This window comes from Paenibacillus sp. J31P13, from assembly GCF_056269295.1.
Map to the genome: position 1 here is coordinate 111,698 of NZ_JBWDNR010000004.1, position 26,962 is coordinate 138,659.

28 protein-coding genes are annotated in these 26,962 nt (G+C 45.0%); all 28 read right to left on the bottom strand.

Features of this window, described 5'->3' with window-relative positions:
• Positions 1 to 3 precede the first annotated feature (3 nt).
• The 28 genes from nuoH to AC0YOD_RS14880 all read right to left on the bottom strand — a co-directional run bounded on the left by nuoH (position 4) and on the right by AC0YOD_RS14880 (position 26,954).
• Positions 4 to 1,020 (bottom strand): NADH-quinone oxidoreductase subunit NuoH, encoded by a 1,017-nt coding sequence (gene nuoH / locus AC0YOD_RS14745; RefSeq protein WP_475800079.1) that lies wholly within the window; start codon positions 1,018 to 1,020, stop codon positions 4 to 6.
• A complete protein-coding gene (locus AC0YOD_RS14750; RefSeq protein ID WP_475800080.1) occupies positions 1,020 to 2,120 on the bottom strand; it encodes an NADH-quinone oxidoreductase subunit D in 1,101 nt (366 codons plus the stop codon). The genes nuoH and AC0YOD_RS14750 overlap by 1 nt, the downstream gene beginning before the upstream one ends.
• Before the next feature lie 6 nt (positions 2,121 to 2,126).
• Positions 2,127 to 2,861, bottom strand: a complete 735-nt coding sequence (locus AC0YOD_RS14755; RefSeq protein WP_475800081.1) for an NADH-quinone oxidoreductase subunit C — start codon at positions 2,859 to 2,861, stop codon at positions 2,127 to 2,129.
• Complete coding sequence (locus AC0YOD_RS14760; RefSeq protein ID WP_475800082.1) at positions 2,858 to 3,376, bottom strand: NuoB/complex I 20 kDa subunit family protein; 519 nt, start codon at positions 3,374 to 3,376, stop codon at positions 2,858 to 2,860. The genes AC0YOD_RS14755 and AC0YOD_RS14760 overlap by 4 nt, the downstream gene beginning before the upstream one ends.
• Entirely contained in the window at positions 3,361 to 3,732 is a 372-nt protein-coding gene (locus tag AC0YOD_RS14765) for an NADH-quinone oxidoreductase subunit A (RefSeq protein ID WP_475800540.1), read from the bottom strand. The genes AC0YOD_RS14760 and AC0YOD_RS14765 overlap by 16 nt, the downstream gene beginning before the upstream one ends.
• 98 nt (positions 3,733 to 3,830) lie before the next feature.
• The gene (locus AC0YOD_RS14770) at positions 3,831 to 5,054 is read right to left on the bottom strand and encodes a GerAB/ArcD/ProY family transporter (RefSeq protein ID WP_475800083.1); all 1,224 of its coding nucleotides are present in this window, start codon (positions 5,052 to 5,054) and stop codon (positions 3,831 to 3,833) included.
• Positions 5,055 to 5,058: 4 nt separating this feature from the next.
• Positions 5,059 to 5,301: a hypothetical protein gene (locus AC0YOD_RS14775; protein ID WP_475800084.1), complete on the bottom strand. Its 243-nt coding sequence runs from the start codon at positions 5,299 to 5,301 to the stop codon at positions 5,059 to 5,061.
• A gap of 9 nt (positions 5,302 to 5,310) precedes the next feature.
• Positions 5,311 to 6,522, bottom strand: a complete 1,212-nt coding sequence (locus AC0YOD_RS14780; protein WP_475800085.1) for a Ger(x)C family spore germination protein — start codon at positions 6,520 to 6,522, stop codon at positions 5,311 to 5,313.
• A 38-nt stretch (positions 6,523 to 6,560) separates the two neighbouring features.
• Positions 6,561 to 8,174 (bottom strand): spore germination protein, encoded by a 1,614-nt coding sequence (locus AC0YOD_RS14785; protein WP_475800086.1) that lies wholly within the window; start codon positions 8,172 to 8,174, stop codon positions 6,561 to 6,563.
• Positions 8,175 to 8,298: 124 nt separating this feature from the next.
• On the bottom strand, positions 8,299 to 10,521 hold the full coding sequence (locus AC0YOD_RS14790) for a methyl-accepting chemotaxis protein (RefSeq protein WP_475800087.1): 2,223 nt from the start codon (positions 10,519 to 10,521) through the stop codon (positions 8,299 to 8,301).
• A 224-nt stretch (positions 10,522 to 10,745) separates the two neighbouring features.
• Positions 10,746 to 11,147: a F0F1 ATP synthase subunit epsilon gene (locus AC0YOD_RS14795; RefSeq protein WP_475800088.1), complete on the bottom strand. Its 402-nt coding sequence runs from the start codon at positions 11,145 to 11,147 to the stop codon at positions 10,746 to 10,748.
• Between the two features lie 21 nt (positions 11,148 to 11,168).
• Positions 11,169 to 12,575 (bottom strand): F0F1 ATP synthase subunit beta, encoded by a 1,407-nt coding sequence (gene atpD / locus AC0YOD_RS14800; protein WP_475800089.1) that lies wholly within the window; start codon positions 12,573 to 12,575, stop codon positions 11,169 to 11,171.
• Between the two features lie 78 nt (positions 12,576 to 12,653).
• A complete protein-coding gene (gene atpG, locus AC0YOD_RS14805; protein WP_475800090.1) occupies positions 12,654 to 13,514 on the bottom strand; it encodes an ATP synthase F1 subunit gamma in 861 nt (286 codons plus the stop codon).
• A 118-nt stretch (positions 13,515 to 13,632) separates the two neighbouring features.
• On the bottom strand, positions 13,633 to 15,147 hold the full coding sequence (gene atpA, locus AC0YOD_RS14810) for a F0F1 ATP synthase subunit alpha (RefSeq protein WP_475800091.1): 1,515 nt from the start codon (positions 15,145 to 15,147) through the stop codon (positions 13,633 to 13,635).
• 25 nt (positions 15,148 to 15,172) lie between these two features.
• Positions 15,173 to 15,712: a F0F1 ATP synthase subunit delta gene (locus AC0YOD_RS14815; RefSeq protein WP_475800092.1), complete on the bottom strand. Its 540-nt coding sequence runs from the start codon at positions 15,710 to 15,712 to the stop codon at positions 15,173 to 15,175.
• Positions 15,709 to 16,191 (bottom strand): F0F1 ATP synthase subunit B, encoded by a 483-nt coding sequence (atpF, locus tag AC0YOD_RS14820; protein ID WP_475800093.1) that lies wholly within the window; start codon positions 16,189 to 16,191, stop codon positions 15,709 to 15,711. Before atpF ends, AC0YOD_RS14815 begins: the two co-directional genes overlap by 4 nt.
• An 85-nt stretch (positions 16,192 to 16,276) precedes the next feature.
• Positions 16,277 to 16,492 carry a F0F1 ATP synthase subunit C gene (atpE, locus tag AC0YOD_RS14825; protein WP_102715594.1) on the bottom strand — a complete coding sequence of 72 codons (216 nt, stop codon included), beginning with the start codon at positions 16,490 to 16,492 and terminating at the stop codon, positions 16,277 to 16,279.
• Positions 16,493 to 16,578: 86 nt separating this feature from the next.
• A complete protein-coding gene (gene atpB / locus AC0YOD_RS14830; RefSeq protein WP_475800094.1) occupies positions 16,579 to 17,337 on the bottom strand; it encodes a F0F1 ATP synthase subunit A in 759 nt (252 codons plus the stop codon).
• Between the two features lie 22 nt (positions 17,338 to 17,359).
• A complete protein-coding gene (locus tag AC0YOD_RS14835; protein ID WP_475800095.1) occupies positions 17,360 to 17,728 on the bottom strand; it encodes an ATP synthase subunit I in 369 nt (122 codons plus the stop codon).
• Positions 17,721 to 17,954, bottom strand: a complete 234-nt coding sequence (locus AC0YOD_RS14840; RefSeq protein WP_475800096.1) for an AtpZ/AtpI family protein — start codon at positions 17,952 to 17,954, stop codon at positions 17,721 to 17,723. Before AC0YOD_RS14840 ends, AC0YOD_RS14835 begins: the two co-directional genes overlap by 8 nt.
• Positions 17,955 to 18,144: 190 nt before the next feature.
• Positions 18,145 to 19,293 carry a non-hydrolyzing UDP-N-acetylglucosamine 2-epimerase gene (gene wecB, locus AC0YOD_RS14845; RefSeq protein ID WP_475800097.1) on the bottom strand — a complete coding sequence of 383 codons (1,149 nt, stop codon included), beginning with the start codon at positions 19,291 to 19,293 and terminating at the stop codon, positions 18,145 to 18,147.
• A gap of 37 nt (positions 19,294 to 19,330) precedes the next feature.
• A complete protein-coding gene (upp, locus tag AC0YOD_RS14850) occupies positions 19,331 to 19,960 on the bottom strand; it encodes a uracil phosphoribosyltransferase (RefSeq protein WP_475800098.1) in 630 nt (209 codons plus the stop codon).
• A 168-nt stretch (positions 19,961 to 20,128) separates the two neighbouring features.
• Positions 20,129 to 21,181 carry a glycine-rich domain-containing protein gene (locus tag AC0YOD_RS14855; RefSeq protein ID WP_475800099.1) on the bottom strand — a complete coding sequence of 351 codons (1,053 nt, stop codon included), beginning with the start codon at positions 21,179 to 21,181 and terminating at the stop codon, positions 20,129 to 20,131.
• 152 nt (positions 21,182 to 21,333) lie between these two features.
• Positions 21,334 to 22,296 carry an ABC transporter ATP-binding protein gene (locus AC0YOD_RS14860; RefSeq protein ID WP_475800100.1) on the bottom strand — a complete coding sequence of 321 codons (963 nt, stop codon included), beginning with the start codon at positions 22,294 to 22,296 and terminating at the stop codon, positions 21,334 to 21,336.
• A complete protein-coding gene (locus tag AC0YOD_RS14865; RefSeq protein WP_475800101.1) occupies positions 22,293 to 23,291 on the bottom strand; it encodes an ABC transporter ATP-binding protein in 999 nt (332 codons plus the stop codon). The genes AC0YOD_RS14860 and AC0YOD_RS14865 overlap by 4 nt, the downstream gene beginning before the upstream one ends.
• Before the next feature lie 13 nt (positions 23,292 to 23,304).
• Complete coding sequence (locus tag AC0YOD_RS14870) at positions 23,305 to 24,228, bottom strand: ABC transporter permease (RefSeq protein ID WP_475800102.1); 924 nt, start codon at positions 24,226 to 24,228, stop codon at positions 23,305 to 23,307.
• Positions 24,225 to 25,160 carry an ABC transporter permease gene (locus AC0YOD_RS14875; protein ID WP_475800103.1) on the bottom strand — a complete coding sequence of 312 codons (936 nt, stop codon included), beginning with the start codon at positions 25,158 to 25,160 and terminating at the stop codon, positions 24,225 to 24,227. The genes AC0YOD_RS14870 and AC0YOD_RS14875 overlap by 4 nt, the downstream gene beginning before the upstream one ends.
• Before the next feature lie 138 nt (positions 25,161 to 25,298).
• A complete protein-coding gene (locus tag AC0YOD_RS14880) occupies positions 25,299 to 26,954 on the bottom strand; it encodes a peptide ABC transporter substrate-binding protein (protein ID WP_475800104.1) in 1,656 nt (551 codons plus the stop codon).
• Between the last annotated feature and the right edge of the window lie 8 nt (positions 26,955 to 26,962).

The window sequence follows — 26,962 nt, forward strand, 5'->3', positions numbered from 1 at the left end:
TTCCTATCGTTTGATAAAGACCTCTAAATAAGCAGCTGTCAGAAACACATTGAGCAGCGATAGCGGCAGCAGCACTTTCCAGCCAAGTCCCATAAGCTGATCCACTCGTATACGCGGGAAAGTAGCGCGAATCCAAAACAAGAAAAACACGATAAACGTAAATTTAAGCATGAACCAGATAATACCCGGTACAAAATCAAGAAAAGGCGCCGGCGCATGCCAGCCGCCAAGAAACAATACGGTCGTTAAAGCTGCAATCGCGTATACATACACATATTCCGAAAGCATAAAAAAAGCAAAGCGGAAGCCGCTGTACTCCACATGATAGCCCGCTACAAGCTCTGATTCCGCCTCCGGTAAATCGAAGGGTGTACGGTTCAGTTCAGAAACAGCTGCAATAATAAAGATAATGAAGCCTATTATTTGCGGGATAAAATTCCAGTTCCAGAACCATCCGCCACTTTGCGCCTCAACGATTACTCGTAAGTTCAAGCTGCCGCTAAGCAATATAACGCCGACAACCGATATAACAAGAGGCACTTCATAGCTTATCATCTGTGCAGCCGAGCGCATACCACCAAGCAGAGCATATTTGTTATTCGAGGCCCAGCCTCCAAGCACGACGGCAATGGTTGAAATACCGGATAGGGCCACATAATAGAGTAAACCAACATTCAAATCAGCAAAGTAGAGTTTTTGGGTATAAGGAATGACTGCAAGCACAGAAAATGCCGGTATGTATGCGAGGGCGGGAGCAAGAATAAATAATAACCAATCCGCTTTTTTTGGAATTGTGTCTTCTTTAATAAGAAGCTTGAAAATATCAGCCACCGTCTGAAGCATGCCGAGCGGTCCGACCCTATTGGGTCCTTTACGCTGCTGCATCCAGCCAATTACTTTCCGTTCGAAAAAAATAGCGTAGGTCACAAATCCAAGCACGATAAATAGAAATACGACTGCCCATAGAAACAGAATAATCGCATTTCCCCATGTCATCGTTTCGTTCAGCCAAGGCCCCATCAGCAATCAACCTCCCCAACGACAATATCGATGCCGCCCAGAATGGTTATGAGATTCGTCATGGTTTCACCGACAAGCAGCTTCGGTAGAATTTGCAAATTAACGAAGGAGGGTCTTCGAAACTTCAGGCGGTAAGGCTCCGCCTTACCTTTGGAAACGATATGACAACCGATCTCACCGCGCGGCGATTCTATGCGCACATATACCTCTCCGGCTGGCGGCCGAATAGCCCTTGGCACCTTCCCCATTGTTTCTCCGCTTTCTGGAAACTGCTCCAGCGCTTGCTTCAGAATACGAAGGCTTTGACGGATTTCTTCCAGCCTAATGCGATAGCGATCATAGCAATCACCGACCTTGCCTAGCGGTACATCGAAATCGAATCGGCTGTATAAGCTGTAAGGCTCTGCTTTACGAATATCCCAATCTACGCCGGTACAGCGTAAATTCGCACCCGAAAGGCCATAATCAATCGCCGTTGCCGCATCGTATCGTCCAATCCCTTTTATTCGGGCAAGAAATATTTCATTACCGCTCACAAGCTTATCGTATTCCTGCAGCTTGCTCTCCATATACGGAATAAAGTCTCTCACCTTATCCATCCAGCCTGGAGGCGCATCCCACTTCACACCTCCAACCCGCATATAATTATAGGTTAAGCGGGCACCGCATAATTCATTGAACAAATCGATAATCATTTCTCTATCTCGAAAAGCATAGAGGAACGGACTCATCGCACCGATATCCAGCAGATACGTCCCCCACCAGACAAGGTGGCTGGCAATACGTTGAAGCTCCATTACAATTAAACGAAGAAATTCCGCACGCAGCGGCACCTCAAGCCCCATCATCGTCTCAACAGCATGCACGAGCACATAATTATTCGTCATCGCTGAAACGTAATCCATGCGATCCGTATAAGGAATGATTTGAGTGAAATTTAAGTTTTCCGCAATCTTTTCCGTGCCGCGGTGCAAATATCCCATTACTGGCGTAGCTTCGGTAATGACTTCCCCATCTAGCTTAACAACGATTCGGAATACGCCATGAGTGCTTGGATGCTGAGGACCAACATTTAAGAGCAATTCTTCTGTACGGATCAAGGCTGCCTACACCTCCGAATCTAACGGTTCATAATCCTTGCGCAGCGGATGTCCCACCCAATCATCCGGCATCATGATTCGTCGCAGATCAGGATGGCCAGGGAAGGAGATGCCTAGCAAGTCAAAGATCTCTCGTTCATTCCAATTTGCGGTTGCCCATGTCGGCGTTGCGGAATATACCGACGCCGATTCCCTATGCGCCTTCACCTTAACGGCAACCTCTCGCTTACTCGCAAGCGAAACCAGGTGATAAACCACTTCCATATGTGTTTCATAATCAACGCCTGAGACGTTGCGTAAATAGTTGAATTGCGACAACTCATGATGCTTTAGCAATTCAGCGGCTTCCCTCCAGCCAGCATTGCTCACAATGATGGTCGGCATATCACTATTTAATTCATTCACATAAGCATCTTCTACTACCGCTTCATTAATCTCTTGCTTCAAGAGTGTAACGAGCTCATCCAGCTCAGGCTGCTTGAGAGATGGCGGTTTGGGCTCTGGCGGAGCAGCTTGAGCGGCTTCTGCATCAGCTTTCTCCTTAGCCGCCGCCCTTGCAGCGCGTGCTTCTGCCGCTGCCTTTAGCTTCGCTTCGCGTGCCGCATCTACAAGAGGTGCGCTTTGCTGTCCCGCCCCATCCGCAGGCAGTGCTTCAACTCCACTATGACCGGTCGCTGCTTCAATTTGTCCCTCTGTTTGATTTGAAAGCGTTTTCTCGTTGTTCTTTTGTTCATCGCTCATCGTCCCGTCACTCGCTTCCCGGTTTTTGCCTCATAGCGAATTTTCTCCTGAAGTTTATTGATCCCATAAATAAGTGCAACTGGATTTGGCGGACAGCCGGGAATATAGACGTCTACGGGCACGATTTGATCTACGCCTTTAATAACAGAATACGACTTGATATATGGACCTCCTGCTGTTGCGCAGGAACCCATTGCAATGACCCATTTCGGCTCTGGCATCTGATCATATAATCGGCGCAGAAGCGGCCCCATTTTCTTCGTGACCGTTCCGGCAACTATCATGACGTCAGACTGCCGGGGAGAGGTGCGAAACATAACCCCAAATCGGTCCAAATCATAATGCGATGCACCTGTTCCCATCATCTCAATAGCACAACAGGCTAGCCCAAATGTCAGTGGCCATAACGAATTGCTTCTTGCCCAAGCCTTCAATTGCTCCAATGTTCCCATGAATACGTTTCGTTCCAGCTCTTTGCGTTCCTCTAATGAAATTGACTCTAAATTGAATTCCATTTCAGCACCTTCTTCTTCCAGGCATATAGAAGACCTATGAGCAGCATTCCCGCAAAAAACAACATTTCGACTAGCACAAATAAGCCGAGCTTATTATATGCAACGGCCCATGGATATAAGAATACTGTTTCTACATCAAAGATAACGAACATTAGAGCAAACAAATAATAACGGATGTTAAAACGGATCTGTGCCTCACCTACTGGCTCATTCCCACTTTCGTAGGTCGTTTGCTTGAGCTCGGTCGGCTTATTCGGTCTAAGAAATCGACCGACCGTGAGTGCAACAACTGGGAGTAAAATACCAAGCACGATAAAAATAGCCACGACGACATAATTATTGGCGTAGTTTTCCACACGATCTCCCCCGTCATTTGGTTGGATATGGACCGTTGCCGCTTGTTCAATTTTCCTCACAATTATAACAAATGCTTCCATCTTCGTCTATGATGGAGTTAGGTCGGCGCAGGCTCCTTATGCACCCCATCTTCCTTTTCCTTCTTTTCTATTGAATCCCTATGCTCATGCTTACTCAAAGGAATCACCTCAGGGAAGCTTCCGTCACTTTCATCTCGCTTCCGCATAATTATGGCGATTAACAACAATAAAAGCGGCAGCACCGCTCCTTGAAATACACTGTATACCGTCCATACGTTATAGGAGAAAAATCTAGCATGCGCAATGTTTCGATATACCACCATGGAGAGCGGCAAAATAATAAAGGAAAAAGGGACGACGAGCGGCCGATAGGTTGACAGGCCCAGCATCTGCGCTGTCAAAACTGCAAGGACATATACACATAAGGTAATCTTCATAAATATCGTACCAATCCATATCATTGCTACCAATATTTCGACTCGCACCAATATTTCCTCAATATTAATATACTTTGCCAGATCATATACGGCGAATATACTTCGGCTTGCCTCATCGACGCCCATCACACCTATTAAAAATACGCATAAACAAACACCGCATAAACAAATAAAAGCAACTGATAACTTTAATGACTTTCGAAGCTTTTTGCGCTCATCCTTTTTTACTAATGGAAAAATCATCGAAATAAAGACAAACTCCCCAATTGGAAATCCTAAAATGGGAAACATGCCTTTGATCGGTCGCATAATACCTTGATACAATAAAGGTTCAAAATTTTTAAAATCAAATTGATTAAACAGCGCTATCAAGATAATAAATAATACTAACATACCCCAAGCAAACAGTACTTCACCTGTTCGAGCAATCGTTTCTATGCCTAGAAAAACGCCATAGACTACTACAACCATAAACGTAACATGGATGAACCATACAGGCGTTTTTGGCAGTACGGAGATACTCAAAAAATCAGATATATTACGAAGCACGACAGCAGTGAGAACCAAGAAGAATAAAACATAGGTCAGCAATAATACTTTGCTTAACCAAGGCCCAAGAAGCTTTTTGGCATATTGAGCAAGTGACATATTGGGGAATCGTTCAGCTAATGCCAAGTAGATCATCAATATAAAATAGTTAATCGGGCCCGCGAAAAGCAGGGATAACCAAGCGTCCTGCTTGGCAATCCCAATTACGGCTGTCGGAAGGATTAGCGCTGAACTCCCTAGAGCGAACAAAAACAAAATTTTGGCACATTGCCTAGATGTTATCTCACCATTATTAATTCCAGGTTCTTTGCCCATTTCGTTACTTGCCCTCCTCAATCCAGCTTATAATGGGTTTATATAGGGGAGAGAAAGCGAGTGTAATCCAGTCTGCTGGGTTTGGTACTGGAAGACGCAGCGCATACCCTATGAAATATACAGTACCTATCAGCAATATGAATATCGCCCACTTTCTCTCACGCAGTTGTTTTCTTGCGCCGTTTCGAATCCATAGTATCGTCCCCGCACCTCCAGCAATCAGAGCAATTGCAACGGCAGCCAGCATGCTGATCACTCATTTCATGATAGATTTGTTTCGTATGCCTGTTCCAATTATTTCGGTTGAACAAGTAACTTTATACTTCATGTTCGGAAATAACGTTGACCAGTCTGGCTCTATTTTTTTCCAAGTGTCTGGCTTTGTCCGATAAATCTCTTTTCCCCATCCCAACACATCGGAACGTGTTTTTTTTTGAAGATGTTTTATAGCTGCCTCTGCCTCTGCCCTGACTACTTGAGAAGCATCGCTCCCAATACCATTCATAAATTGCTCATCATTAACATCAATACCCGAACAAGTGATTTCTTGTAAATTACCGGTTAATTTAATTGTTGTCTCAACCATCGGCACCCCTTCTTTATCACGTTTCACTTTAACTCGGCTATCTGCTGACTTAATTTCCACAATTAAAAAATCATCTGATTTTGGACATGCTACCTTGACTACCGTATCTTGTACTTTCCCCTGCAGCCAGGAGAGACCCCTTGATTCTTTCGTGTTCATAAAATCAATCAGCTTGCCGTCACGAAGTATGGCCATTGTTTTCAATTCAGGTGCAGCTCCTGCTGGAATTGTGCTCAAATTATCTTTGGTATTGCTCTTCTCCTTATTTCCTTCCAATTCAATAGATGGCAATGCGCCCTGCTTCATCCCTCTTCCCCCTAGTTTGAGCAAGTCCTTAACCTGGACATCATAAACCATTGCATAGCTTTCCTGATTAACCTCTAAGGAGTCCATGATTTGACTGGTGGGGATAGATTCCATTTGAGTAGACATTTCAAGCATTTTCTTTGTATCAACGCCTCGGCAAATTAAAACGGATATATTGGTGCGTATATCTGGATTGCGCTCAATTAAATCAAGCAGCGGAAAAATTCCTTCGCGGGCTTTTTCCTCAGATATAAGCAGCATTTGCGTATGAGAGAAAAAAAGCCGTCTTGACGTTCGGCTTGTCATCTTTCGGATAGCTTCAAATAGCGTATCACCTGTTTCTGTGTAAGTTGTAACCGGACTTTCACCGGTTCCGCCTCCTTTGCCTTGTGCAGCCAATTGTTGCGTAAGAACAACTTGGACTGTCACCTGCATCTTCTGCTTACCCGTAGGATCATCATCAATGCCTATTGCCAGAACCACACCCAGCTTGTCCATATAACGCAAATCCCAGCAACCACTTAGAAGCAAGAGAATGCTGATTATCCACAACAGAAACAATTTTCGAATAATCATTATCCACAGTTCGCTTTTCCCTCTGCTTTGAGCCCCCCTCATTGCGACGGCTCCTTTCGAGGCTCAGGCTCAGTTTGCTCCCTTACAATGTCTTTCGACTCCAGCTTCTGTGGTCGTTCATGCATTAACCATATCGGCACTCGCACAAGTGTATCCTTTAAATCCTTGATATATAGAGGAGCAAACGGCTTCAGATATGGAACACCAAAAGATCTTAAATTCGTTAAATGCAGAATTAGAAGCAAAACAACGATACCGATTCCGTAAAACCCTATTGTGGAAGATGCCAGCAGAAGTATAAAACGCAATAGACGCGCTGCTATACCAAGACTGTAGACAGGCGAAACAAAGCTTGCAATAGCTGTAAAGGAAACAACGATAACGACAGCAGGCGACACTATACCAGCCTCCACGACAGACTGTCCAATGACCAAACCACCCACTATGGATATCGTATTGCCAGCGGCACTCGGCATTCGAATAACAGCCTCTCGCAATATTTCAAAAACAAACTCCATAATGAAGGCCTCTAAGTAGGCGGGAAAAGGTACTCCTTCCCTCTGTGCAGCCAATTTAATCAGCAGCTGTGTAGGAATCATTTCATGATGATAGCTTACGATTGCCACATAGATCGATGGCATCAAAAGCGCAATCAAGAATGAAACAAATCGGAGTATACGCAAAAAAGTAGCGATATCAAAGCGTTGATAGTAGTCCTCCGATGTCTGAAAAAACATATTTAAAGTAGAAGGTACGATTATAGAAAAAGGCGTGCCGTCTACAAGGATTCCAATTCTACCTTCAAGCATATTGCCTGCAACGACATCAGGACGCTCCGTATTCATTACAGTTGGAAAAGGTGACCATTTCTGATCAGCTATCAATTCTTCAATGTTGCCGGTTTCTAATATCCCATCTATACAAATAGCATCTAATCTCTCTCGCAAATCCCTCAGTATGAGTTCTTCCGCTAATCCTTCGATGTACATGATACAGATTGGAGTTTGAGTGATCTGCCCGATCGTCCATTGCTCCATTCGTACCTTAGGACTGCGAATCTTCCTGCGAACCAATGACGTATTAGTACGAAGCGATTCTGTAAACCCTTCTCTTGGACCTCGAATAGCCATTTCCGTTTTCGGTTCCTCTATGCCGCGTCGTTCTCCTCCAGCAATTCCTGCCGCAAGAGCCTTGTCAGAACCTTCAAACATTATGATCGCGTAACCGATAAACAGCTTTTGAAAAAATTGCTTCCAATCCGCTATATCTCCGATATTCCCAGTTGGAAGGATGGTGCTCTTCATTTCATCTAAATAATGATTAGGCTCACTGTTATCTTTCTCAGTAAATTTAGCGCTAAGCAGCGGCCTAATTACAAAATCATTCATGAGATCGTCGTCTACCATTCCTTGTATATAAACAATGAGCAGCTCAGTTTGAGCTTCATTCACCAGCCGGAGCCTTCGAAACATAATATCCTGAGGATCACCTAATTCTTTTTTTATAAAAGCTATGTTCTGTTCCAGCGAGGCGGTTAGAGGCTTTTCTGAAAAAGGAGCAAGCTCCTCTTGCTCATGCTTATCTGCTCTCACTGAGCTTTTTTCATCCTTGTTACCTTTCTTGTCTTTTTCTTTCATATAAGCACCAAACATGTCCGCCTCTCCTTCCTTCCTGCCAGCCATAGGTTCAGTCTTAGGATAACTCTTCCATGGATTATTTATGTATGCAAAAAACCGCAGGCACGTTCACTGCGGTTTCCTGCGGTTCATTATTCCTTTATCTGATACGTGAGTCAGTCAACTTAAACTGTCCAACAAGATGCTGTAGAAGTGTTGTAATAGAGTCAACACTCTGCGAAGTTTGACGAACATTCGTCATTTCTCCAATCAATTCCTGTACTTTGCTCTCAACGTCAGAGGATACCTTGCGATTTTCTCTACTCACAAGCGCAATCTTCTCCATAAGTGCAACTACCTCATCCACAACCTGCGTTTTGCGAAGATCCTCTGCATGAGCTGCCGCTAGTGTATCAGCAGCTGCAGCAACAAGAAGAGTTCCTTCCTCCACAACGCGTGTTCCTTCATCCATGGAGGCATAAGCTTGTTTGGCTTCCTCATAAATATGATTTGTGATGACATGAACTTCTTCCGTTGATCGCTTGGTTAACTCCGCTAGTTTTCGAATTTCTGAAGCAACTACGGCAAAGCCCTTACCTTGTTCACCTACTCTAGCTGCCTCAATAGATGCATTAAGTGCTAGTAGATTCGTCTGCGCTGATATTTGTTCAATCACTTGCAAAACGCTTTGAATTTCCGTTACTGTCTCCATAAACCTATGAATCGTATCATTGGTCTCTCCTACCTTCACGGAAATATGAGACATTTTATCTCCAATGCGATCTACCTCTGTTTTAGCTACTGCAATTTGTTCTGCAGCTTGCTCCTCTATTAATCTGAGCGTTGTTCGCATATCTCCTGCTGCATCCTTAGCCATATCGATGTCCTTCAATTGTACTCTAATACTACCAATCATATCATTTACTTTACCGCTGACACGCTCCGTTGAAGCCGCTGTTATCGTCGCTGATTCATTCAATACATTTTGACTGGAACGAACATCCGCGGAAGCTAGCTTCACTTGAAGCATTATGCCTTCTAATGAATCTATCATGTTATTGATCCATTTTGCCAATTCTTTGGATTCATCGTTATCAAACTCATGAAGGGCTAAGCGCTGGGTTAAATCACCTTTTCCTTCAGCGTTAATCCGAATAAATCGATTGATTTTGCGTAAATGCTGAACTACTCGCCCTGATTCCTTCCGTTGCAGCACTCCTGTAACTAGCAAACTGAATAGTAGCGTAAACCCGCCTGCAGCAGTTGCAGTGATCCAAGGAGAGGCATGGGTAGTGATGAAGAGTACTAGAACAGCAGTCAATAGACTTAAACAAATCGTAGCAAATAGCTGAACTTTCCTTTGGCGCCAGCCAATACTCCTAATCCGATATACCTCTTCCAGATCCCCTTCACACATCATGCCCCATTGATCTGGGCAATGGGGGAGCTGAAAGGTTACTCCCTTGCCGATAACTGAAATATGCCTGTAATCGGAGTAGCCCGGAAATTCTACAAATAGATTACTGCCATTCTGAATCGTATTCGCAACTCCAGGATGCAGCTTTCCTGTCGCTGGATCATTGAAAATTATTTCAAGCTCGGTATGTTCTCTAATCGAAACTTTGCCCCAATTGGTCGTTACGCCATCCTTTAGATTTTCTCCGTGAGTAAAGGTGCGATCCTCAAATCGGCTGCGCGATAGCGCTGTTCCAGGAGCTATGTGTGTATTTAAAACAGGTTTGGCCATAAATAAATAGTTGTCACCGGAATCGGGATATACATGTCCTGACTCACGCTGAATTAAATCACCGATTACATCATTTGGCACTCGTCCGCATAGTGTGCCTACTAGACGATCGTTCAAAGTAAGGGGTCTCATGAAAAGCAGTGTCATGTTATCGTGGAAAGAAGAAGAGCGCGCCCCTATTTTCAGCGTTATGGAATCACTGAAAGGTCCAAACAAGCATTTTCTGAAGCTGCCATTTGCACGAGCATAAGTAAGACCAGCATTCAGATCACTGTTTTCACCATAAGAAGTTCCAATATGAGCAGCATGTGTAGAACAGATTACGGTTCCCTTGGGATCTAGTAGGAATAGCTCGGTGAAATCAATGGCCCTAGCATACGTTCGTTCAAATAACCGATTGATTTGAGAATATGCAGATTCTTGGAGAGTTTCTTGATCTTGCAAGCATTCAGCAGTCAATTGATCACCCAATCGGTCTAGATGATTCCAATAATCAGCAGCCCATGACGTCAACAATTCCTTGCGTGTGTCTGCTATCCCCTCAAAGCTTTGTTCCACATCCGTTTTTAAATCCTTGTTCAATTCCCAGGAAACCCAGAGCGGAAACCCTACCTTTACACCCAGCCAGTCAAACATATGACTCTCCCCCTGCTATTCAATCTTATCTAATGTTACTTATATTAACATACAAAATAGGATAATATAACTGGTTTGTTAGAGTTTTTGTCGAATTATAGCATAATTTTCTACTTTTTCGAGGTAAAGATACTTTAAATACGAATATTTTATGTTATGTAATCTAACAAAAAAAAGCACTAGCGCCCCTCATGTAAGGGAAGCTAGTGCTTTTTCGTTATTACTTATTTTTGTTTAACATGAAGACGATTCATTGCGCGTTGCAAAGCTAGCTCTGCGCGACGGAAATCAACATGATCCTGCTGCTTCGCAGCAAGACGTTGTTCAGCGCGCTGCTTCGCAGCTTCCGCACGCTCAATGTTAATATCGGTAGAAATTTCAGCGCTCTCAGCAAGAATAACAATCTTATCCTTACGTACTTCGATGAAACCTCCATTAACCGCTATAACGTCTACTGTTTTGTCGCGTTTGATGACAACAGGAGCGATACGAAGTGGAGTGACAAGCGGGATGTGATTTGGCAAAATGCCAAGCTCACCTTCAACGCCCGTTACACTAACCATATTCGCCGTCTCTGCGTACACCTTGCGCTCTGGTGTTACGATCTCTACCAAAAACGTACTCATGTGGATTCCTCCCGCCTTTCGCTATTTAAGCGTGCTGGCTTTCTCCACGGCTTCTTCAATCGCACCTACGTACCGGAAAGCTTCTTCCGGAAGGTCGTCATGTTTGCCCTCGAGAATTTCTTTAAAGCTGCGAACCGAATCTTTAACAGGAACATACTTACCTTTTGTACCTGTGAACGGCTCAGCAACGTGGAACGGTTGGGATAGGAAGAGTTGAATTTTACGTGCGCGAGACACGGTCAATTTATCTTCTTCACTTAGCTCGTCCATACCAAGAATTGCGATAATATCTTGAAGCTCTTTGTAGCGTTGAAGAATTTTCTTAACGCCTTGAGCTACATTGTAATGCTCTTCGCCCAAAATAGCTGGGCTTAGGATACGAGATGAAGACGCGAGTGGATCTACCGCAGGGAAGATACCCATCTCGGAGATTTTACGCTCCAAGTTTGTTGTAGCGTCCAAGTGGGCAAACGTCGTTGCAGGAGCTGGATCCGTATAGTCATCGGCAGGTACATAGATCGCTTGGATCGATGTAACGGAGCCTTTTTTCGTAGACGTGATACGCTCTTGCAGTTGACCCATTTCAGTTGCCAGCGTTGGCTGGTAACCTACCGCGGAAGGCATACGGCCTAGAAGGGCCGAAACCTCGGAGCCTGCTTGTGTGAAACGGAAGATGTTGTCGACGAACAATAGAACGTCTTTACCTTCTTCGTCACGGAAATATTCAGCCATTGTAAGACCCGTCAAAGCAACACGTTGACGTGCGCCTGGCGGCTCATTCATTTGTCCGAATACCATCGCAGTTTTGCTAAGTACGCCGGAATCCTTCATCTCGTGATAAAGGTCATTACCTTCACGCGTACGCTCACCAACACCGGCAAATACGGAAATACCGCCATGCTCCTGTGCGATGTTATTGATCAATTCTTGGATTGTTACTGTTTTACCTACGCCCGCACCACCGAAGAGGCCGATTTTACCGCCTTTTGCGTATGGAGCAAGAAGATCGATTACTTTAATACCTGTTTCAAGAATTTCCGCTTGTGTGGACAATTCGTCGAAAGCAGGTGCTGGACGGTGAATCGGAAGGTTAATTGCCGATGAAGCATCGCCAGCTTCGTCAATAGGCTCGCCAAGTACGTTAAATACGCGACCAAGCGTTGAAGCTCCAACTGGAATTGTAATCGGTGCGCCTGTATCAACAGCGATCATACCGCGTACAAGACCGTCAGTCGTACTCATAGCTACAGCACGTACTTTATTGTCACCGAGGTGAACGGCTACTTCAAGCGTCAAATTAATGTCCACGCCGCCAGCTTCACCTTTTTGTACTATTTTGACAGCGTTCAAAATTTCCGGCAAATTGCCGCGTTCGAACTCTAAGTCTACGACCGGACCCATGACGGATACAACGTGTCCTTTTTTCATGGTTTTCCCTCCTGGTTCCTTCTTGTTACTGCATGCTGGTCCGCTTCCTAGAAGCGCCAAGCCTTTGCAGAGTAAATGTTACGATTGGGCATTTGCTCCGGCAACGATCTCAGAAATCTCCTGAGTGATCGCAGCTTGACGCGCCCTATTGTATGTGAGCGTCAATTGGTTGATGATCTTCGACGCATTTTTCGTTGCGCTTCCCATGGCAGTCATACGTGCTCCGAACTCACTGGCCTTACCGTCTAGAACTGCGCTATAAATGAGCGTTTCCGCATATTTAGGGAGCAGCACTTCAAGCACGCCTTCCGGCGATGGCTCATATTCGTACGAAGTGACAGGTGCGTTTCCACCCACTTCTTCAAGCGGCAATAAACGTAACTCTGTCGGGACTTGAGTAATCGCGTTAACAAATTCGTTATAGTACAAGTAAAGCTCGTCATACGCGCCTTCAGCAAACTTTGTTACCGCGGAATACGCTACCGTTTTGATGTCAGCGAATGTAGGAGCATCTGGCAAGCCAGTTACTTCTTCAACGATTGGCATGTTGCGGCGGCGGAAATAATCGCGGCCTTTACGACCGATGACGAATAACACATAGTCATCAGTTGATTTATGCTTTTCACGAATGGTTTGCGTTACTTTACGAAGAATATTGGCATTATAACCGCCTGCTAGTCCGCGATCCGAAGTAATAACGAGATAACCCGTTTTTTTGATCGGACGATTTTCCAACATAGGATGCTTAACATTTTTCGTTCCAGCTGCAATGCTGGCTACAACTTCCTTCAGCTTCTCAGCGTAAGGACGTGCTGCTTGCGCGGCTTCCTGCGCTCTTCTTAAGCGGGAAGCGGCAACCATCTCCATCGCTTTCGTGATTTGCTTCGTGTTTTGTTTGCTTTTAATTTCGCGTTTAATATCGCGCATACCTTTTGCCATTTGGTTTCACCCGCCTTTGTTGCTTTGGACCTGCTCCAAAGCCTGGTGTTGGTGGAGTATATTTCACAGCGAAACAGAAGGCTCGCCACAGAAGTGGCGGCTGCTGCTTCCGCTTTTTTTATGCCGATACGGCGAAGCTTTTCTTGAATTGGTTAAGTGCGTCTACGAGAGCTTTCTCGTTTTCAGGAACAATATCCTTCGTATCACGAATCGATTGTCCGATTTCTGGTTTATTGGAATCCAGGTATGCATGGAATTCTTTCTCGAAACGAAGAATGTCCACAACTGGAATCTCATCCAAATGACCTTTAACCGCTGAGAAGATAGAAATAACTTGCTTCTCAACCGGCATCGGTTGGTTAACGTCTTGTTTCAAAATTTCCATCGTGCGAGCACCGCGGTTAAGGCGAGCTAGCGTCGATTTGTCAAGGTCAGAGCCGAATTGCGAGAACGCTTGAAGCTCACGGTATGCCGCAAGGTCAAGACGTAGCGTACCAGCTACCTTCTTCATTGCTTTGATTTGTGCTGAACCACCTACACGGGATACGGAAATACCGACGTTAACAGCCGGACGTTGACCGGAGTAGAATAGGTCAGCCTCTAGGAAGATTTGACCATCAGTGATCGAGATAACATTCGTAGGAATGTATGCCGATACGTCAGATGCTTGTGTTTCAATGAATGGCAATGCCGTCATTGAACCGCCGCCTCTTGCATCGCTAAGTTTAGCTGCGCGCTCAAGCAAACGGGAGTGAAGGTAGAATACGTCACCTGGGTATGCTTCACGACCCGGTGGACGACGAAGCAAGAGTGAAAGCTCACGATAAGCTGCTGCTTGTTTCGATAGATCATCATAAATAACAAGAACGTGCTCGCCTTTGTACATGAAGTACTCACCCATTGTACAACCAGCATAAGGAGCTAGGAAGAGCAATGGAGCCGGCTCAGAAGCACCTGCAGTAACGATGATTGTGTACTCAAGCGCGCCGTGGCGACGAAGAGTTTCAACAACGTTAGCAACAGTAGATTGCTTTTGACCTACAGCAACGTAGATACATTTAACGCCGCTGCCTTTTTGGTTGATGATCGCATCGATTGCAATGGATGTTTTACCCGTTTGACGGTCACCGATGATAAGCTCACGTTGTCCGCGGCCTACTGGTACCATTGCGTCGATTGCTTTCATACCTGTTTGCATTGGCTCATGAACCGATTTACGGTCAATTACGCCTGGTGCTGGAGATTCAATCGCACGGAATTGAGTTGTGTTGATTGGTCCCTTGCCATCAAGTGGTTGACCAAGTGGATTAACGACGCGGCCTAGAAGCTCTTCGCCTACTGGCACTTCCATAATACGACCTGTACGTTTTACTTGATCGCCTTCACGGATATCCGTGTAAGGTCCGAGGATAACGACACCAACGTTGCTTTCCTCAAGGTTCAAAGCCATACCGACAACACCGTTAGAGAATTCGAGCAGTTCGCCCTGCATCGCATTTTCCAAACCGTGTACGCGGGCGATACCGTCACCGACATTGATTACGGTGCCGACGTCTACGACTTGAATTTCGGATTTATATTGTTCGATCTGTTGTTTAATCAGCGTGCTGATTTCATCAGGTCTGATACTCAATTCGTTCACCCCTATCTACAATGCATTAGATTTTAAACGATTTTTGTAAACGAGCCAGTTTGCCGGATAAGCTGCCATCATAAAGACGGTCGCCGATGCGCACTTGTACGCCACCTAGCAAAGATGGTTCAACGATTTGCGTTGCAATAATTGTTTTGCCGGTCACTCCGCCGAACTGAGCTGCTACATCAGCAAGCTCATCCGAAGATAACGCAATAGCGGAATAAACCGTTGCATGCGCTTGACCTAGCGAGTCTCCAGCAACCTTCGTGTACGCTGCATAAACATCAGCAATATCACCTTGGCGTCTGCGGGAGATAAGAATTTCCAATGTATTAAGCACGAGTGCAGATACATGATCCCCGAATGCTGCTTTAAGTACGGCGATCTTGCTTGCAGGATCAATACTAGGAAGAGAAAGAAATTTTTCAATTTCAGGGTCTTGATTAAGAATTTCAACGATAAGCTTAAGTTGAACCTCTACTTCTGCTACCACTTGTTGTTTCTCAGCCAGCTCGAACAATGCTTTTGCGTAGCGCTTCGCTACTACTGTATCGCGGCTCATTTACTTCCAACTTCTTTCAGGTATTGATTAACCAACTGCTCCTGAGATTTTTCATCGACCTGCTTCTCAATAATTTTCGAAGCGATTTTCACAGAGATGCCGCCAACTTCTGTACGAAGTGCTGCAATTGCTTTGTTTTTCTCGCTTTCGATATCTTTGAGCGCATCGTCTTTAAGACGGGATGCTTCTGATTTCGCAGTTTGAACGATCTCTTCCGCTTGTTTCGAGCTAGTTGTTCTAGATTGTTCAATAATTTCGTACGCTTCCTTGCGAGCCTGCTGGAGTGCTGCTTTCTGTTCTTCCATTTGCTGCTCAGCCGCTTTCCGGCTGCTTTCAGCTGTGTTCATTTGTTCTAGTACAAGCTGTCTACGCTTTTCCATTACATCGAACAACGGACCAAATGCATACTTATTGAGTAACCAGTATAAAACTGCAAACGCGACCATCGCGATTACTGTCGATTCCCATACCCATGCCATAGATGCCACTCCTTTCTCACTACAGTATTGTCTCAATCATAACGAAGGCGAAGAGGGCTAAGGCCTTCCCCGCCAATTGCAGTTATTATGCTTTAAAGAAAGCCAAGAAACCGATAACTACGCCGATGATAGGCACAACTTCGACGATACCTACACCGATAAACATTGTTGTTTGTAGTTTACCTTGTAGTTCAGGTTGACGAGCGATACCTTCAACTGTTTTACTTACGATCATACCGTTACCTACGCCTGCGCCAACTGCACCCAAACCTACTGCCAAAGCTGCTGCTAATAATTCCATTTTTAATATCCTCCTCGAAAATTGTGGTTTTTTGTTTGTATGACCAACCTCGGTATTAGACTGCTACACGAGGCATAAAGCGATAATTAATGCTCTTCATCATGGATGGCGGCTTGTGAAATATACACCATCGTAAGAATTGTGAACAAGAAAGCTTGAATGCCGCCGACAAAAAGGCTGAAGCCCTGCCATGCGACAAGGAAAGGTGTACCAACCCAACCCAGCATGAGGATCGTTGCGATAAGCACTTCACCCGCGAAGATATTCGCGAACAACCGAAGCGCTAGTGTAACCGGCTTCGAAATAGTCTCAATGATGTTGACTGGGAAGAACACAGGGAACGGATGGAAGTAATGCTTCAGGTAGTGTTTTCTATTCTGCTTCAATCCAAGGAAATGGACGATTACGAATACGATAATCGCAAGGCCTGCAGTAACTGAAAGGTCAGCAGTCGGTGATTTCCACCAAGCGATTTCTACATGTCCGCCTTTCTCATCCAAAAGCTCCTGGGTAATACCGATTGTCTCATTAGCATGATGAGCTTCTGTCACGACACCGAAAGGCAAGCCTAACAGGTTGGAGACGAAAATGAACATAATGAGTGTCATCCCTAATGATAAGAAAGGTTTAACACGGCTTACTGGCATTGTGCTCGAAATGAAGTTGTGTACGAAATCAACAACCCATTCCATAAAGTTCTGCATTTTCGAAGGGTTGTCCACCGAAAGGTTACGAACCGCCAGCTTAGCAATCAAGAACGTCACAATGACTGACACCACTAGTGCTACTAAGGTCGAAATATCAATATTAAACGGCCCTAGTGGCATCACCGGAAATTCATGCATCTAAAATTTTCACCCCTTTCCGCTAAGATTCTCGTTTATTATGAGTATAAGCTGCTACCAAAAGAATAAACGGCATGACCATACAGCCAGCTAACGCGGCCGGCATGCTGAACTCCTCCGGAAAACGATAGGCAATCATGGCAACCAACAACACCGTTGCGATTCGGCTTCCAAGACCTAGGCCCCTTTTGCTCGGTCCGATCCCTGCGGCTCCTAGGGTGACCATTTCTACTCTGCGTCTCAGTAAAAACGCATTCATAGAACTTCCTGCCAATCCCATAAGAAGACCGAGAGATACAGTACGCCAATCTGGAAGGATGGCCCAAAGTATAAGGCATACCGCCATTGCATAAAAAAGCGTACGTACCGCTGTCTTAAATATTTTATCCATCGGCTTCCCCCATAACCTTCTTAACAAGCAGAATGGCTGAGATTAGACCGACAGCCAGACCGACCAGTATGCCACCGAGCGCCCATCCATTCTCTTCGCCAAAACGGCCTCCGAGCGATGATCCGATCCAATAGCCTAAAAAGATACATACAGCGACTTGCACCCCGAGTGCGCCGACTAGTCCGGCTGCATACAACGGATTGTCTCTTCTGTCCTTTTTATTCATGGCTTATACCCCTGTCAATCCTCATTTATTTTATCCAAGCGGTACTACGTTTGTCAATTGATATAACGACAAACTTTTGGTGAACAGATCGACCAAAACCCTTGATACATAAGGTATTGCGCTCCGCGGAAACCGTACAGTACTACTGTATGCTGTACATTCGCTCTGCAAGCGTATGCTTCGGTCGAAACTATGAACTTTGTGTGAACGGATCAGGCCGCTGCTTCTCTCTTCCAAAATGATGCAAAATTGCATCCACTATGCGTTCTGAGGCACGTCCATCACCATATGGATTTGCCGCTTGGCTCATCCGTTCATAAAGCTTAGAATCAACCAAAAGAGCATGGGCGCGACTGTATACCAGTTCCTCATCCGTTCCTACTAATTCTAGCGTTCCTGCTTCAATGCCTTCCGGGCGCTCTGTCGTATCGCGAAGTACCAGTGTCGGTACGCCAAACGATGGAGCTTCCTCCTGCAATCCGCCGGAATCCGTCATAATCATATAGGCATGCGGATAAAAATTGTGGAATTCAAACACATCAAGCGGTTCAATCAGACGAATACGGGGGTGATCGCCAAGAAGTTCATTCGCAGGCTCTCTAACCGCCGGGTTCGGATGAACGGCATAAACGATAACAACATCCTCAAACTCATCTGCAATTCTTTTCACTGCTCGGAAAATATTCCGATGAGGCTCACCAAGCGACTCGCGGCGATGCGCAGTCATCAAAATCATGCGCTTGCCCTTCGCCCAGTCCAAAACAGGATGCGAAAACGATTCATCCACTGTGTATTGGAACACGTCAGTAGCCGTATTTCCAGTCACATAAATGGCAGCATCCGACTTGTTCTCCTTGCGCAAATTATTAGCCGACCATTCTGTCGGAGCAAAATGCACATCTGAGAGTACGCCGGCAAGCTGCCGATTCATTTCTTCAGGGTAAGGAGACAGCTTGTTCCACGTACGAAGTCCAGCCTCAACATGACCCACCTGTATTTGCTTTAAGAATGATGCATAACTTGCAAGAAAAGTCGTTTGTGTGTCCCCATGAACAAGCACAATATCGGGTTTCGCTTGGGTAAGGATAGGCTCAAGCCCTTCCAATACACGAACAGTCGTCTCCGTCAATGTCTGACGATCCTTCATCACATTCAAATCATAATTGGGATGAATTTCAAAAAAATCAAGCACTTGGTCCAGCATCTGACGATGTTGCGCCGTTACGCATACGATAGATTCGATTTGAGTCTCACGTTTTTGAAGTTCTAATACGAGAGGCGCCATCTTAACCGCTTCCGGACGCGTGCCGAAAATAGTCATTACTTTAAGTTTAGACAAAACATTCCACTCCTATTATCATTTCGTGCCTCAGGCACTAATTTGTTCCAAACATGCGGTCGCCGGCATCGCCCAGTCCAGGCACGATGTAGCCCTTCTCATTCAGACACTCATCCAAAGCAGCGATATAAATATCGACATCTGGATGCGCTTCCTGCACTGCCTTTACGCCTTCTGGTGCAGCGATTAGACACATTAGTTTAATGTGGTCGCAATTATGGTTTTTGAGTGAATTGATAGCTGCTATCGCTGATCCACCCGTTGCAAGCATGGGATCAATAACAATCAGCATGCGATTAGGTGCATCTGTCGGCAAATTAATGTAATATTCCTTAGGCTGCAGCGTCTCATGATCACGTGCTAGTCCGATATGACCAACCTTTGCAGATGGGATTAGCTTCAAAATGCCGTCCACCATGCCAAGTCCAGCCCGCAGAATAGGAACTAATCCTAGCATTCTGCCAGAAACGACCTTTGCATCGGTCTCGGCAACCGGCGTTTGTACTTTAATCGTATCAAGCGGTATTTCTCTAGTAATTTCATAAGACATTAGTGTTGCAACTTCATCAACCAATTCCCGAAAATCTTTTGTATTCGTTTCTTTATTCCGAATAAAAGTCAGCTTATGCTGTATTAACGGATGGTCGCAAATGATTAGCTTGCTCATGGAGCGGTATTCCTCCCGTTTGTTGTTTTAGTCCAAAACATAATCCCGTATATTATATCACTCTAAGCAGACCCTTGCATCTCAAGTTTTATGTAATAGCCAGAGTGAGAGTATTTACCTTTAATATGGCACAATAAATGGATTTATAGTATAAATGATGCTTATTATTTAACTGCTGCAGCCTCCTCCGCATGATGAACCGCCACCGTCTCCTCCGCTCCCACAAGAGGAATCTCCTCCGGAGCCGCCGTCATGTCCGGTTGAGTCATCACTTCCAGCGATGTAAGAAGCGCTGCATCCAGCAGTCGATCCCTCGCTGCCGTAAGCCTTTCTCTCCGCTTCCGTTTGTGCTTGATTCATTTCCCCTGCAAATTCATTCGGGCTTGTGAGTGAATGAAAGATTAGAAGACCTGAAAGCATTCCGGTAGCGCCTAGAACAGGATCGTAACCATAGGAACTTGTTGAGCGACCATCCTTACCATCCAAGGTGTTGTTGTTTTGGGCAGCAATCAGCTGCGATTTGGCACGATGAATTAAATAGTCCGTAGTCTTATTTAAATCTGTATAAAGATCAGCAGCTTTTTTATTGAACCATTGTTCCCTTATTGCTGCTTCGCCGAGCTGCTCCAATTCCTGCAGCCTCTGCTCCGACATTTGAGTACGGAAAAAGCCGCCCCATAATCTGCCGCTCGCCGGCGCCGCTGTAAATAGTTCACCGTATACCCAATCAAACCAAGCCCGTTCATCCGGAAGAGGCTGAGCACCCGCAGCATGCGGAGCATGATGAATCATCTCGCCGCAAAACTTCACGCAGAATTGTTCGTATTCTCTTGTAAACATCAGCATTTCATGCCAAACCGAATCTACTTGACCGCTGTACATGGGAACGCCGCGTAAAATCCCGCACATCAGAAAATAACGTTTCAGCTCAAACCATGTCCAGTTCCATTCCTTATCCGTCATTTTAGGAAATTCCTTTAATACACGATCCTTCACTCTGCTTTCGAAATCAAGCCCTAAGGCTCCTTCCAGCCTTTCCGCTGCTGTTCGTGCCGGATGCCCATAAGGAACACCCAGTGCAGTCGGTATTTCTGTATCTGGCCAAGGAACAAAGGCATTCGTCCTTCCGATACGCTTTCGGCTGGTGCTGCTTTGTTTATTCTTCGGTTTAATGATAAATACAACGATTAATATAACAATTACTAGTATGAATATTTCCATTACGATAACCTCCTGAACGATTTCAACTTACCCATATATTAACACAAGGCTTGCATTGAAAACGGATAATCACCACTTTCATACATATAGAAATAGGCCATGCCGCAGCTTTCGCTGGCGACAAGGCCCATTCTAATATCTATATTATAGATTTAAACGGATGCATAATGGCAGGCGGCAAAATGCCCCTTCCTTACTTCAAGCAAAGCTGGCTCATCCGTCTTGCATTTGTTCGTTGCAATCGGACAACGCGTATGGAATTGGCAGCCTGACGGCGGATTTATCGGACTCGGCAAATCACCAGTAAGCACAATACGCTCACGCGCTTCCTCCACCTCTGGATCCGGTATCGGAATCGCTGAAAGCAACGCTCGTGTATAAGGATGTGCGGGGCTAGCATAGAGCTCGTTGCTTTCAGCTAGCTCAACAATTTTACCTAGATACATTACCGCTACACGATCACTGATATGCTTAACCATCGACAAATCATGCGCAATAAATAGATAGGTGAGACCCATCTTGCGCTGCAAATCCTGCATAAGATTAATAACCTGTGCCTGAATAGATACATCAAGCGCTGAGATCGGCTCATCCGCTATAATGAAACGCGGATCAACCGCAAGCGCGCGGGCGATTCCAATCCTTTGTCGTTGTCCGCCAGAAAACTCATGCGGATAACGAGTAGCATGATCCGGATTAAGTCCAACGATGTCCAATAGATTTTCTACCCGATGCTTGCGTTCCTTCCTACTGCTGACAAGATTATGAATATCAAGCGCTTCTCCGATGATATCCATTACTGTCATACGAGGGTTCAACGATGCATAAGGATCCTGAAAAATCATTTGCATATCACGACGCAGCGCTTTTAGCTTCGGTCCTTTAAGCTTGTAAATGTCTTGCCCATCGAATGTAACGCCACCGCTAGTCGGCTCATAAAGCCGCATAATTGTACGGCCGGCTGTCGATTTCCCGCAGCCTGACTCACCAACTACGCCGACGGTTTCACCCTTTTGGATCGAAAAACTTATATCATTAACCGCTTTGAGTATATTTCCTCCACCCAAATCGAACAGCTTACGTAAATTCTGAACCTCAATCAACGGCTTACTCATACGGACACCTCCCGTTTGGCATACGGATGTGCAAGCCAGCAAGCGGATGCATGTGATTCATTGCCGTCAACCGGCAGCAATTCAGGATCATTGTCAACGCAAACTCGCATCGCTTCATCACAACGTGCACAGAAGCTGCAGCCTGTCGGCGGTTTAATAAGATCCGGCGGCATGCCGTATATCGGTACAAGCGGCTCATCCTTCTTCTGGTCAAGGCGCGGCAATGAGCGCAGCAGGCCTCTTGTGTAAGGATGCTTTGGATTTTTGAAAATCTCCCATTTGGTTCCGGTCTCAACCACTTTACCTGCATACATGACGATAACGCGATCGCACATATCTGCTACAACACCTAGATCATGAGTAATTAGAATAATAGAAGTGCCGAGCTTATGCTGCAGATCCTTCATCACACGCATGATTTGCGCCTGAATCGTTACATCGAGCGCTGTAGTCGGCTCATCCGCTATCAATAGCGATGGATTGCATGCAAGCGCAATAGCAATCATAGCCCGTTGACGCATTCCGCCTGAAAATTGATGCGGATACTGATCAACACGTGACGATGGATTTGGTATGCCTACAAGGGTAAGCATTTCGATGGCACGCTCACGCGCTTTCGCTCTGCTTACATTCTGGTGTTTGATTAGACCCTCTGTAATTTGACGGCCAATCGTCAGAGTAGGGTTAAGCGAGGTCATAGGATCTTGAAAAATCATTCCCATTTCCTTACCCCTTATATCTTCCATCTGACTACTGGTTTTCTTCAATATTTCTTCACCTTTAAAGAGGATCGACCCGTTAGTCTCTGCTGGAGGCGATGGAATCAAACGCATAAGCGACTGAGCAGTTACGCTCTTGCCGCAGCCGGATTCTCCAACAATAGCTACTGCTTCCCCTTTATTGACGTGAAAATTAACCCCGCGAACCGCCTTAACGACACCGCCGCGAACTTTGAAATTGACACGAAGGTTCTTTACCTCAAGTAACTTCTCCATCCTTGCTCACCTCCTACTTCTTCATCTTCGGATCAAGTGCATCTCTTAGACCGTCTCCAAAAATATTAAAACAAAGCATTGTGATACTGATAACAGCCGCAGGGAAGATCATTCTCCACGGATACAGCGTCCAAGCCTTAACCGCATCATTAATCATTGTGCCGAGCGATGCCGCCGGCGATTGTACACCAAGGCCCAAGAAGCTTAAGAATGCTTCCGCAAAAATCGCGCTTGGTACTGTCAGGGTCAAGGTAACGATAATAGGACCCATCGCGTTTGGTATCAAATGCCGGAATAAAATACGAGGTGTACTTGCGCCTAGCGCTTGCGCCGCCAAAACGTATTCTTGATTTTTCAACTGCATAATCTGTCCTCGAACAATCCAAGCCATACTAACCCAGCCCGTTATACTGAGAGCCAGAACAATCGTGAACATGCTCGGATTTAAGATAACGATGAGAAGAATAATGATCAACATGCTCGGAATGGAATAGATAATTTCACAGAAGCGGTTTAATATTTCATCCACGCGACCGCCGAAATATCCCATAATTCCTCCGATAATAACTCCTAGTACCAAGTCAGCAAGAGCTGCATATAGACCGACTTGAAGAGATATGCCTGCCCCCATCCATGTGCGGGTGAAGAGATCTCGTCCTAGATCATCCGTACCGAACCAATAGGTAGCAGAAGGACCAAGATTTTTTTCTTTTAAATGATTCGTCTGAAAGTCCTGTTCCGATATAATCGGGCCAAAAATAGCCATAAGGCTGACAAGTAGAATGACGATAACACTGAACATTGCAATTTTGTTCGATCGCAACCTCAGCCATGCGTCTTTCCACGCCGAAATACTCTCGCGAACGACCACTTCCGTATGCTTCTCATCCTGGCGAAGCTTTTCAAACTGGTCGGGTGTGAATGTTTGCTCCTTCATCCTTTCCCCGCCCTTCTAGTTAACTTGATCCTAGGATCAACGAATCCGTATGCTATGTCAGTTAAGAACCGAGCAGCCATCAGGAGTATGCCATAAAATAAAGTAAGCCCCATTATGAGCGTATAGTCACGGTTAGTAATACTTTGCACGAAGTATTTCCCGATTCCGCCGATGCCGAAAATTTGTTCGACGACAACAGATCCAGTAATAATATTCGCGGTCATAGGACCAATATAGGTAATAACCGGCAATATCGCGTTACGTAGAGCATGCCGTACCAAAATTATTCGTCCGTTCAGTCCTTTAGCACGAGCCGTTTTAATATAGTCAGCTGACAAAACCTCCAGCATCGTTGAGCGAGTCAGACGCGCAATGAATGCAGCTGGAAGGAAAGATAAAGCCAGCACCGGCATAATGAAATCTGTTGGATCATTTAGACCGGAAACACTAAGCCATTGAAGCTTACTGCCGAATATATATTGCAATATCGAAGCTGCAAGAAAGTTAGGTATGGAAACCCCTAGAACTGCAATCATGATGGTGACACTATCCAACCATTTACGATGATTAAGTGCTGCAATCATCCCTAAAATAAGACCCGCCGCCACAGAAACGATAATGGCAAAAAGTCCGATTTGCGCAGAATAGATAAAGCTATCTTTAATAATTCGAGTAACAGACATGTATTGCTGCTTCATGGACATTCCTAGATCGCCATGCAATAGGTTGTTCAAGTACATAAAATATTGTTTCCAAACCGGCTGATCGAGACCGTACATTGCAAATAGGTTTTCTCTAATCTTCTCGGGAATTGCTTTCTCTCTTACAAAAGGGTCACCTGGAATGATCTTCATAAGCCAGAAGGTGGCCGAAGCAAGTACAAACAGGGATACGAACATAGACAGAAACTTTTTAAGAGTGTATTTTACCAACGCAATGGACACCTCCTTGCAGAATATAGATAAGACCAAATGCTGACTATCACTAAGAACGAAACAGTCAATTAAGAAAGGGATATATGCGGGCATCCCGCATATATCCCTAAGCTTCAGGTATTGGAGGGACGACTATTACGCTTGGTAATAACCTCTTGTGTAGTCAATGTCACCTTTGTAATCCAAGAAGATGTTTTGGAATCCAGGTTTTAGCATGTACACATTGCTGTAGTACAAGATCGGCATAATCGGCAAGTAATCCATTAGGATTTTCTCTGCATCTTTCAATGCATCAATACGTACCTGTTGATCTCCGCTTGCGTATGCTTTTTCGATAAGCGCATCATATTCTGTAGAAGCAAAGCCAGTGTTATTTTGACCGCCGCCAGTTAGGAACATATCCAAGTAAGTCATTGGATCATTATAATCTGCTCCCCAGCCAGCGCGTTGAATTTGGTAGTTCATCGCTGTACGGTTTTTCAATAGAACGGCAAACTCTTGGTTCTCGATACCGACTTCGATACCAAGGTTTTGACGCCACATTTCAACAATTGCTTCTGCAATTTTCTTGTGAACATCACTTGTGTTGAACGTTAGAGTCGTTTTAGGGAATTTTGAAAGTCCAAGCTCAGCTAGACCCTCAGCAAGCAATTTCTTAGCTTCTTCTGTATCTTCAGTAAAGAAATCATCCTTCACTTCTGTACGGTAGTCTTCTTTCACACCGATGATGCCTGGTGGAACGAATCCGAAGGAAGCTGTCTCGCCGCCCATTGTTACACTCTCAGCAATAGCTGTACGGTCAATGGCCATAGAAAGAGCTTTACGAACTTTTACGTTGTTAAAAGGAACTTCTTCTGTATTGAACTGGTAGTAGTACGAGCTAGCAATGCCTTTGATATGCATTTCATCGCCCTTTGATTCTTTAAGAACAGGAATTTGCTCAGTTGGAATTTCACCAGTTGGCTTGCCTGTGTAATCCAATTTATTTGTCTCATAGTTAGCTAGCTCAGTAGCGGCATCAGAGATCATTGTGAAATCAACGCTTGTAAATTTAACTTCAGCTTTATCATAGTAATTTTCGTTAGGAACGAGTTTCATTGTATTGTTATGCTGCCAATCGCTCATTTTGAATGGACCGTTACCGATGATAGTAGCTGCATCCGCTGCCCAAGCTGCATTGTCCTTAACGGATTGATGAACTGGGTAGTACGTGTAGAACGATGTCAGGCTCAAGAAATACGGAGTTGGTGCATTTAGCTTAACTTCAAGCGTATGCTCATCAAGAGCTTTAACGCCAACAGCATCTGCATCTTTTACTTTACTAACGTTATAATCTTCTGCACCCTTGATGTAATAAAATTGGTATGCATAAGTAGAACCTGTATTCGGATCAAGTGCACGTTTCCAAGAGAATTCAAAATCATTTGCTGTTACTGGATCTCCATTACTCCATTTTGCATCCTTGCGGATTGTGAATGTGTAAGTAAGTCCATCTTCAGACATTTCCCACTTCTCAGCCGTACCTGGGATCGTTTTGCCGGCATCATCTTTCCGAGTCAAGCCTTCATAAATACCTGTCGCAATCGTACCCGACACGTTATCTTCCATCAACGCAGGATCCAAAGAAGACGGCTCGGAGTGAATGTTCATTCGGAACGCCTTTGCTTCAGATGTCTCGCCTTTTCCAGCACCATTGTTACCAGTTTCATTCTTTGGCGTACATCCTACAGCAACAATCGCAAGAATAAGTAGAACAGCCATGAATGAAAAAGCAGAATTTCTTGTTCTCATTGAGATCC

What these genes read in the sequence shown, in the direction of transcription:
- AC0YOD_RS14790 (WP_475800087.1), bottom strand. Translation starts at nt 10,521, where the DNA reads ATGTTTGACTGGCTGGGTGTAAAGGTAGGGTTTCCGCTCTGGGTTTCC.
- atpE (WP_102715594.1), bottom strand. Translation starts at nt 16,492, where the DNA reads ATGGAATTATTAGCAGCAGCTTTGGCAGTAGGTTTGGGTGCAGTTGGC.
- AC0YOD_RS14775 (WP_475800084.1), bottom strand. Translation starts at nt 5,301, where the DNA reads ATGCTGGCTGCCGTTGCAATTGCTCTGATTGCTGGAGGTGCGGGGACG.
- atpG (WP_475800090.1), bottom strand. Translation starts at nt 13,514, where the DNA reads ATGGCAAAAGGTATGCGCGATATTAAACGCGAAATTAAAAGCAAACAA.
- nuoH (WP_475800079.1), bottom strand. Translation starts at nt 1,020, where the DNA reads ATGGGGCCTTGGCTGAACGAAACGATGACATGGGGAAATGCGATTATT.
- AC0YOD_RS14760 (WP_475800082.1), bottom strand. Translation starts at nt 3,376, where the DNA reads ATGGAATTCAATTTAGAGTCAATTTCATTAGAGGAACGCAAAGAGCTG.
- AC0YOD_RS14860 (WP_475800100.1), bottom strand. Translation starts at nt 22,296, where the DNA reads ATGAGTAAGCCGTTGATTGAGGTTCAGAATTTACGTAAGCTGTTCGAT.
- AC0YOD_RS14865 (WP_475800101.1), bottom strand. Translation starts at nt 23,291, where the DNA reads ATGGAGAAGTTACTTGAGGTAAAGAACCTTCGTGTCAATTTCAAAGTT.
- AC0YOD_RS14770 (WP_475800083.1), bottom strand. Translation starts at nt 5,054, where the DNA reads ATGGGCAAAGAACCTGGAATTAATAATGGTGAGATAACATCTAGGCAA.
- AC0YOD_RS14755 (WP_475800081.1), bottom strand. Translation starts at nt 2,861, where the DNA reads ATGAGCGATGAACAAAAGAACAACGAGAAAACGCTTTCAAATCAAACA.
- atpB (WP_475800094.1), bottom strand. Translation starts at nt 17,337, where the DNA reads ATGCATGAATTTCCGGTGATGCCACTAGGGCCGTTTAATATTGATATT.
- AC0YOD_RS14855 (WP_475800099.1), bottom strand. Translation starts at nt 21,181, where the DNA reads ATGGAAATATTCATACTAGTAATTGTTATATTAATCGTTGTATTTATC.
- upp (WP_475800098.1), bottom strand. Translation starts at nt 19,960, where the DNA reads ATGAGCAAGCTAATCATTTGCGACCATCCGTTAATACAGCATAAGCTG.
- atpD (WP_475800089.1), bottom strand. Translation starts at nt 12,575, where the DNA reads ATGAAAAAAGGACACGTTGTATCCGTCATGGGTCCGGTCGTAGACTTA.
- AC0YOD_RS14815 (WP_475800092.1), bottom strand. Translation starts at nt 15,712, where the DNA reads ATGAGCCGCGATACAGTAGTAGCGAAGCGCTACGCAAAAGCATTGTTC.
- AC0YOD_RS14870 (WP_475800102.1), bottom strand. Translation starts at nt 24,228, where the DNA reads ATGAAGGAGCAAACATTCACACCCGACCAGTTTGAAAAGCTTCGCCAG.
- AC0YOD_RS14880 (WP_475800104.1), bottom strand. Translation starts at nt 26,954, where the DNA reads ATGAGAACAAGAAATTCTGCTTTTTCATTCATGGCTGTTCTACTTATT.
- AC0YOD_RS14835 (WP_475800095.1), bottom strand. Translation starts at nt 17,728, where the DNA reads ATGGATAAAATATTTAAGACAGCGGTACGTACGCTTTTTTATGCAATG.
- atpF (WP_475800093.1), bottom strand. Translation starts at nt 16,191, where the DNA reads ATGGCATGGGTATGGGAATCGACAGTAATCGCGATGGTCGCGTTTGCA.
- AC0YOD_RS14780 (WP_475800085.1), bottom strand. Translation starts at nt 6,522, where the DNA reads ATGATTATTCGAAAATTGTTTCTGTTGTGGATAATCAGCATTCTCTTG.
- AC0YOD_RS14785 (WP_475800086.1), bottom strand. Translation starts at nt 8,174, where the DNA reads ATGTTTGGTGCTTATATGAAAGAAAAAGACAAGAAAGGTAACAAGGAT.
- AC0YOD_RS14840 (WP_475800096.1), bottom strand. Translation starts at nt 17,954, where the DNA reads ATGAATAAAAAGGACAGAAGAGACAATCCGTTGTATGCAGCCGGACTA.
- AC0YOD_RS14795 (WP_475800088.1), bottom strand. Translation starts at nt 11,147, where the DNA reads ATGAGTACGTTTTTGGTAGAGATCGTAACACCAGAGCGCAAGGTGTAC.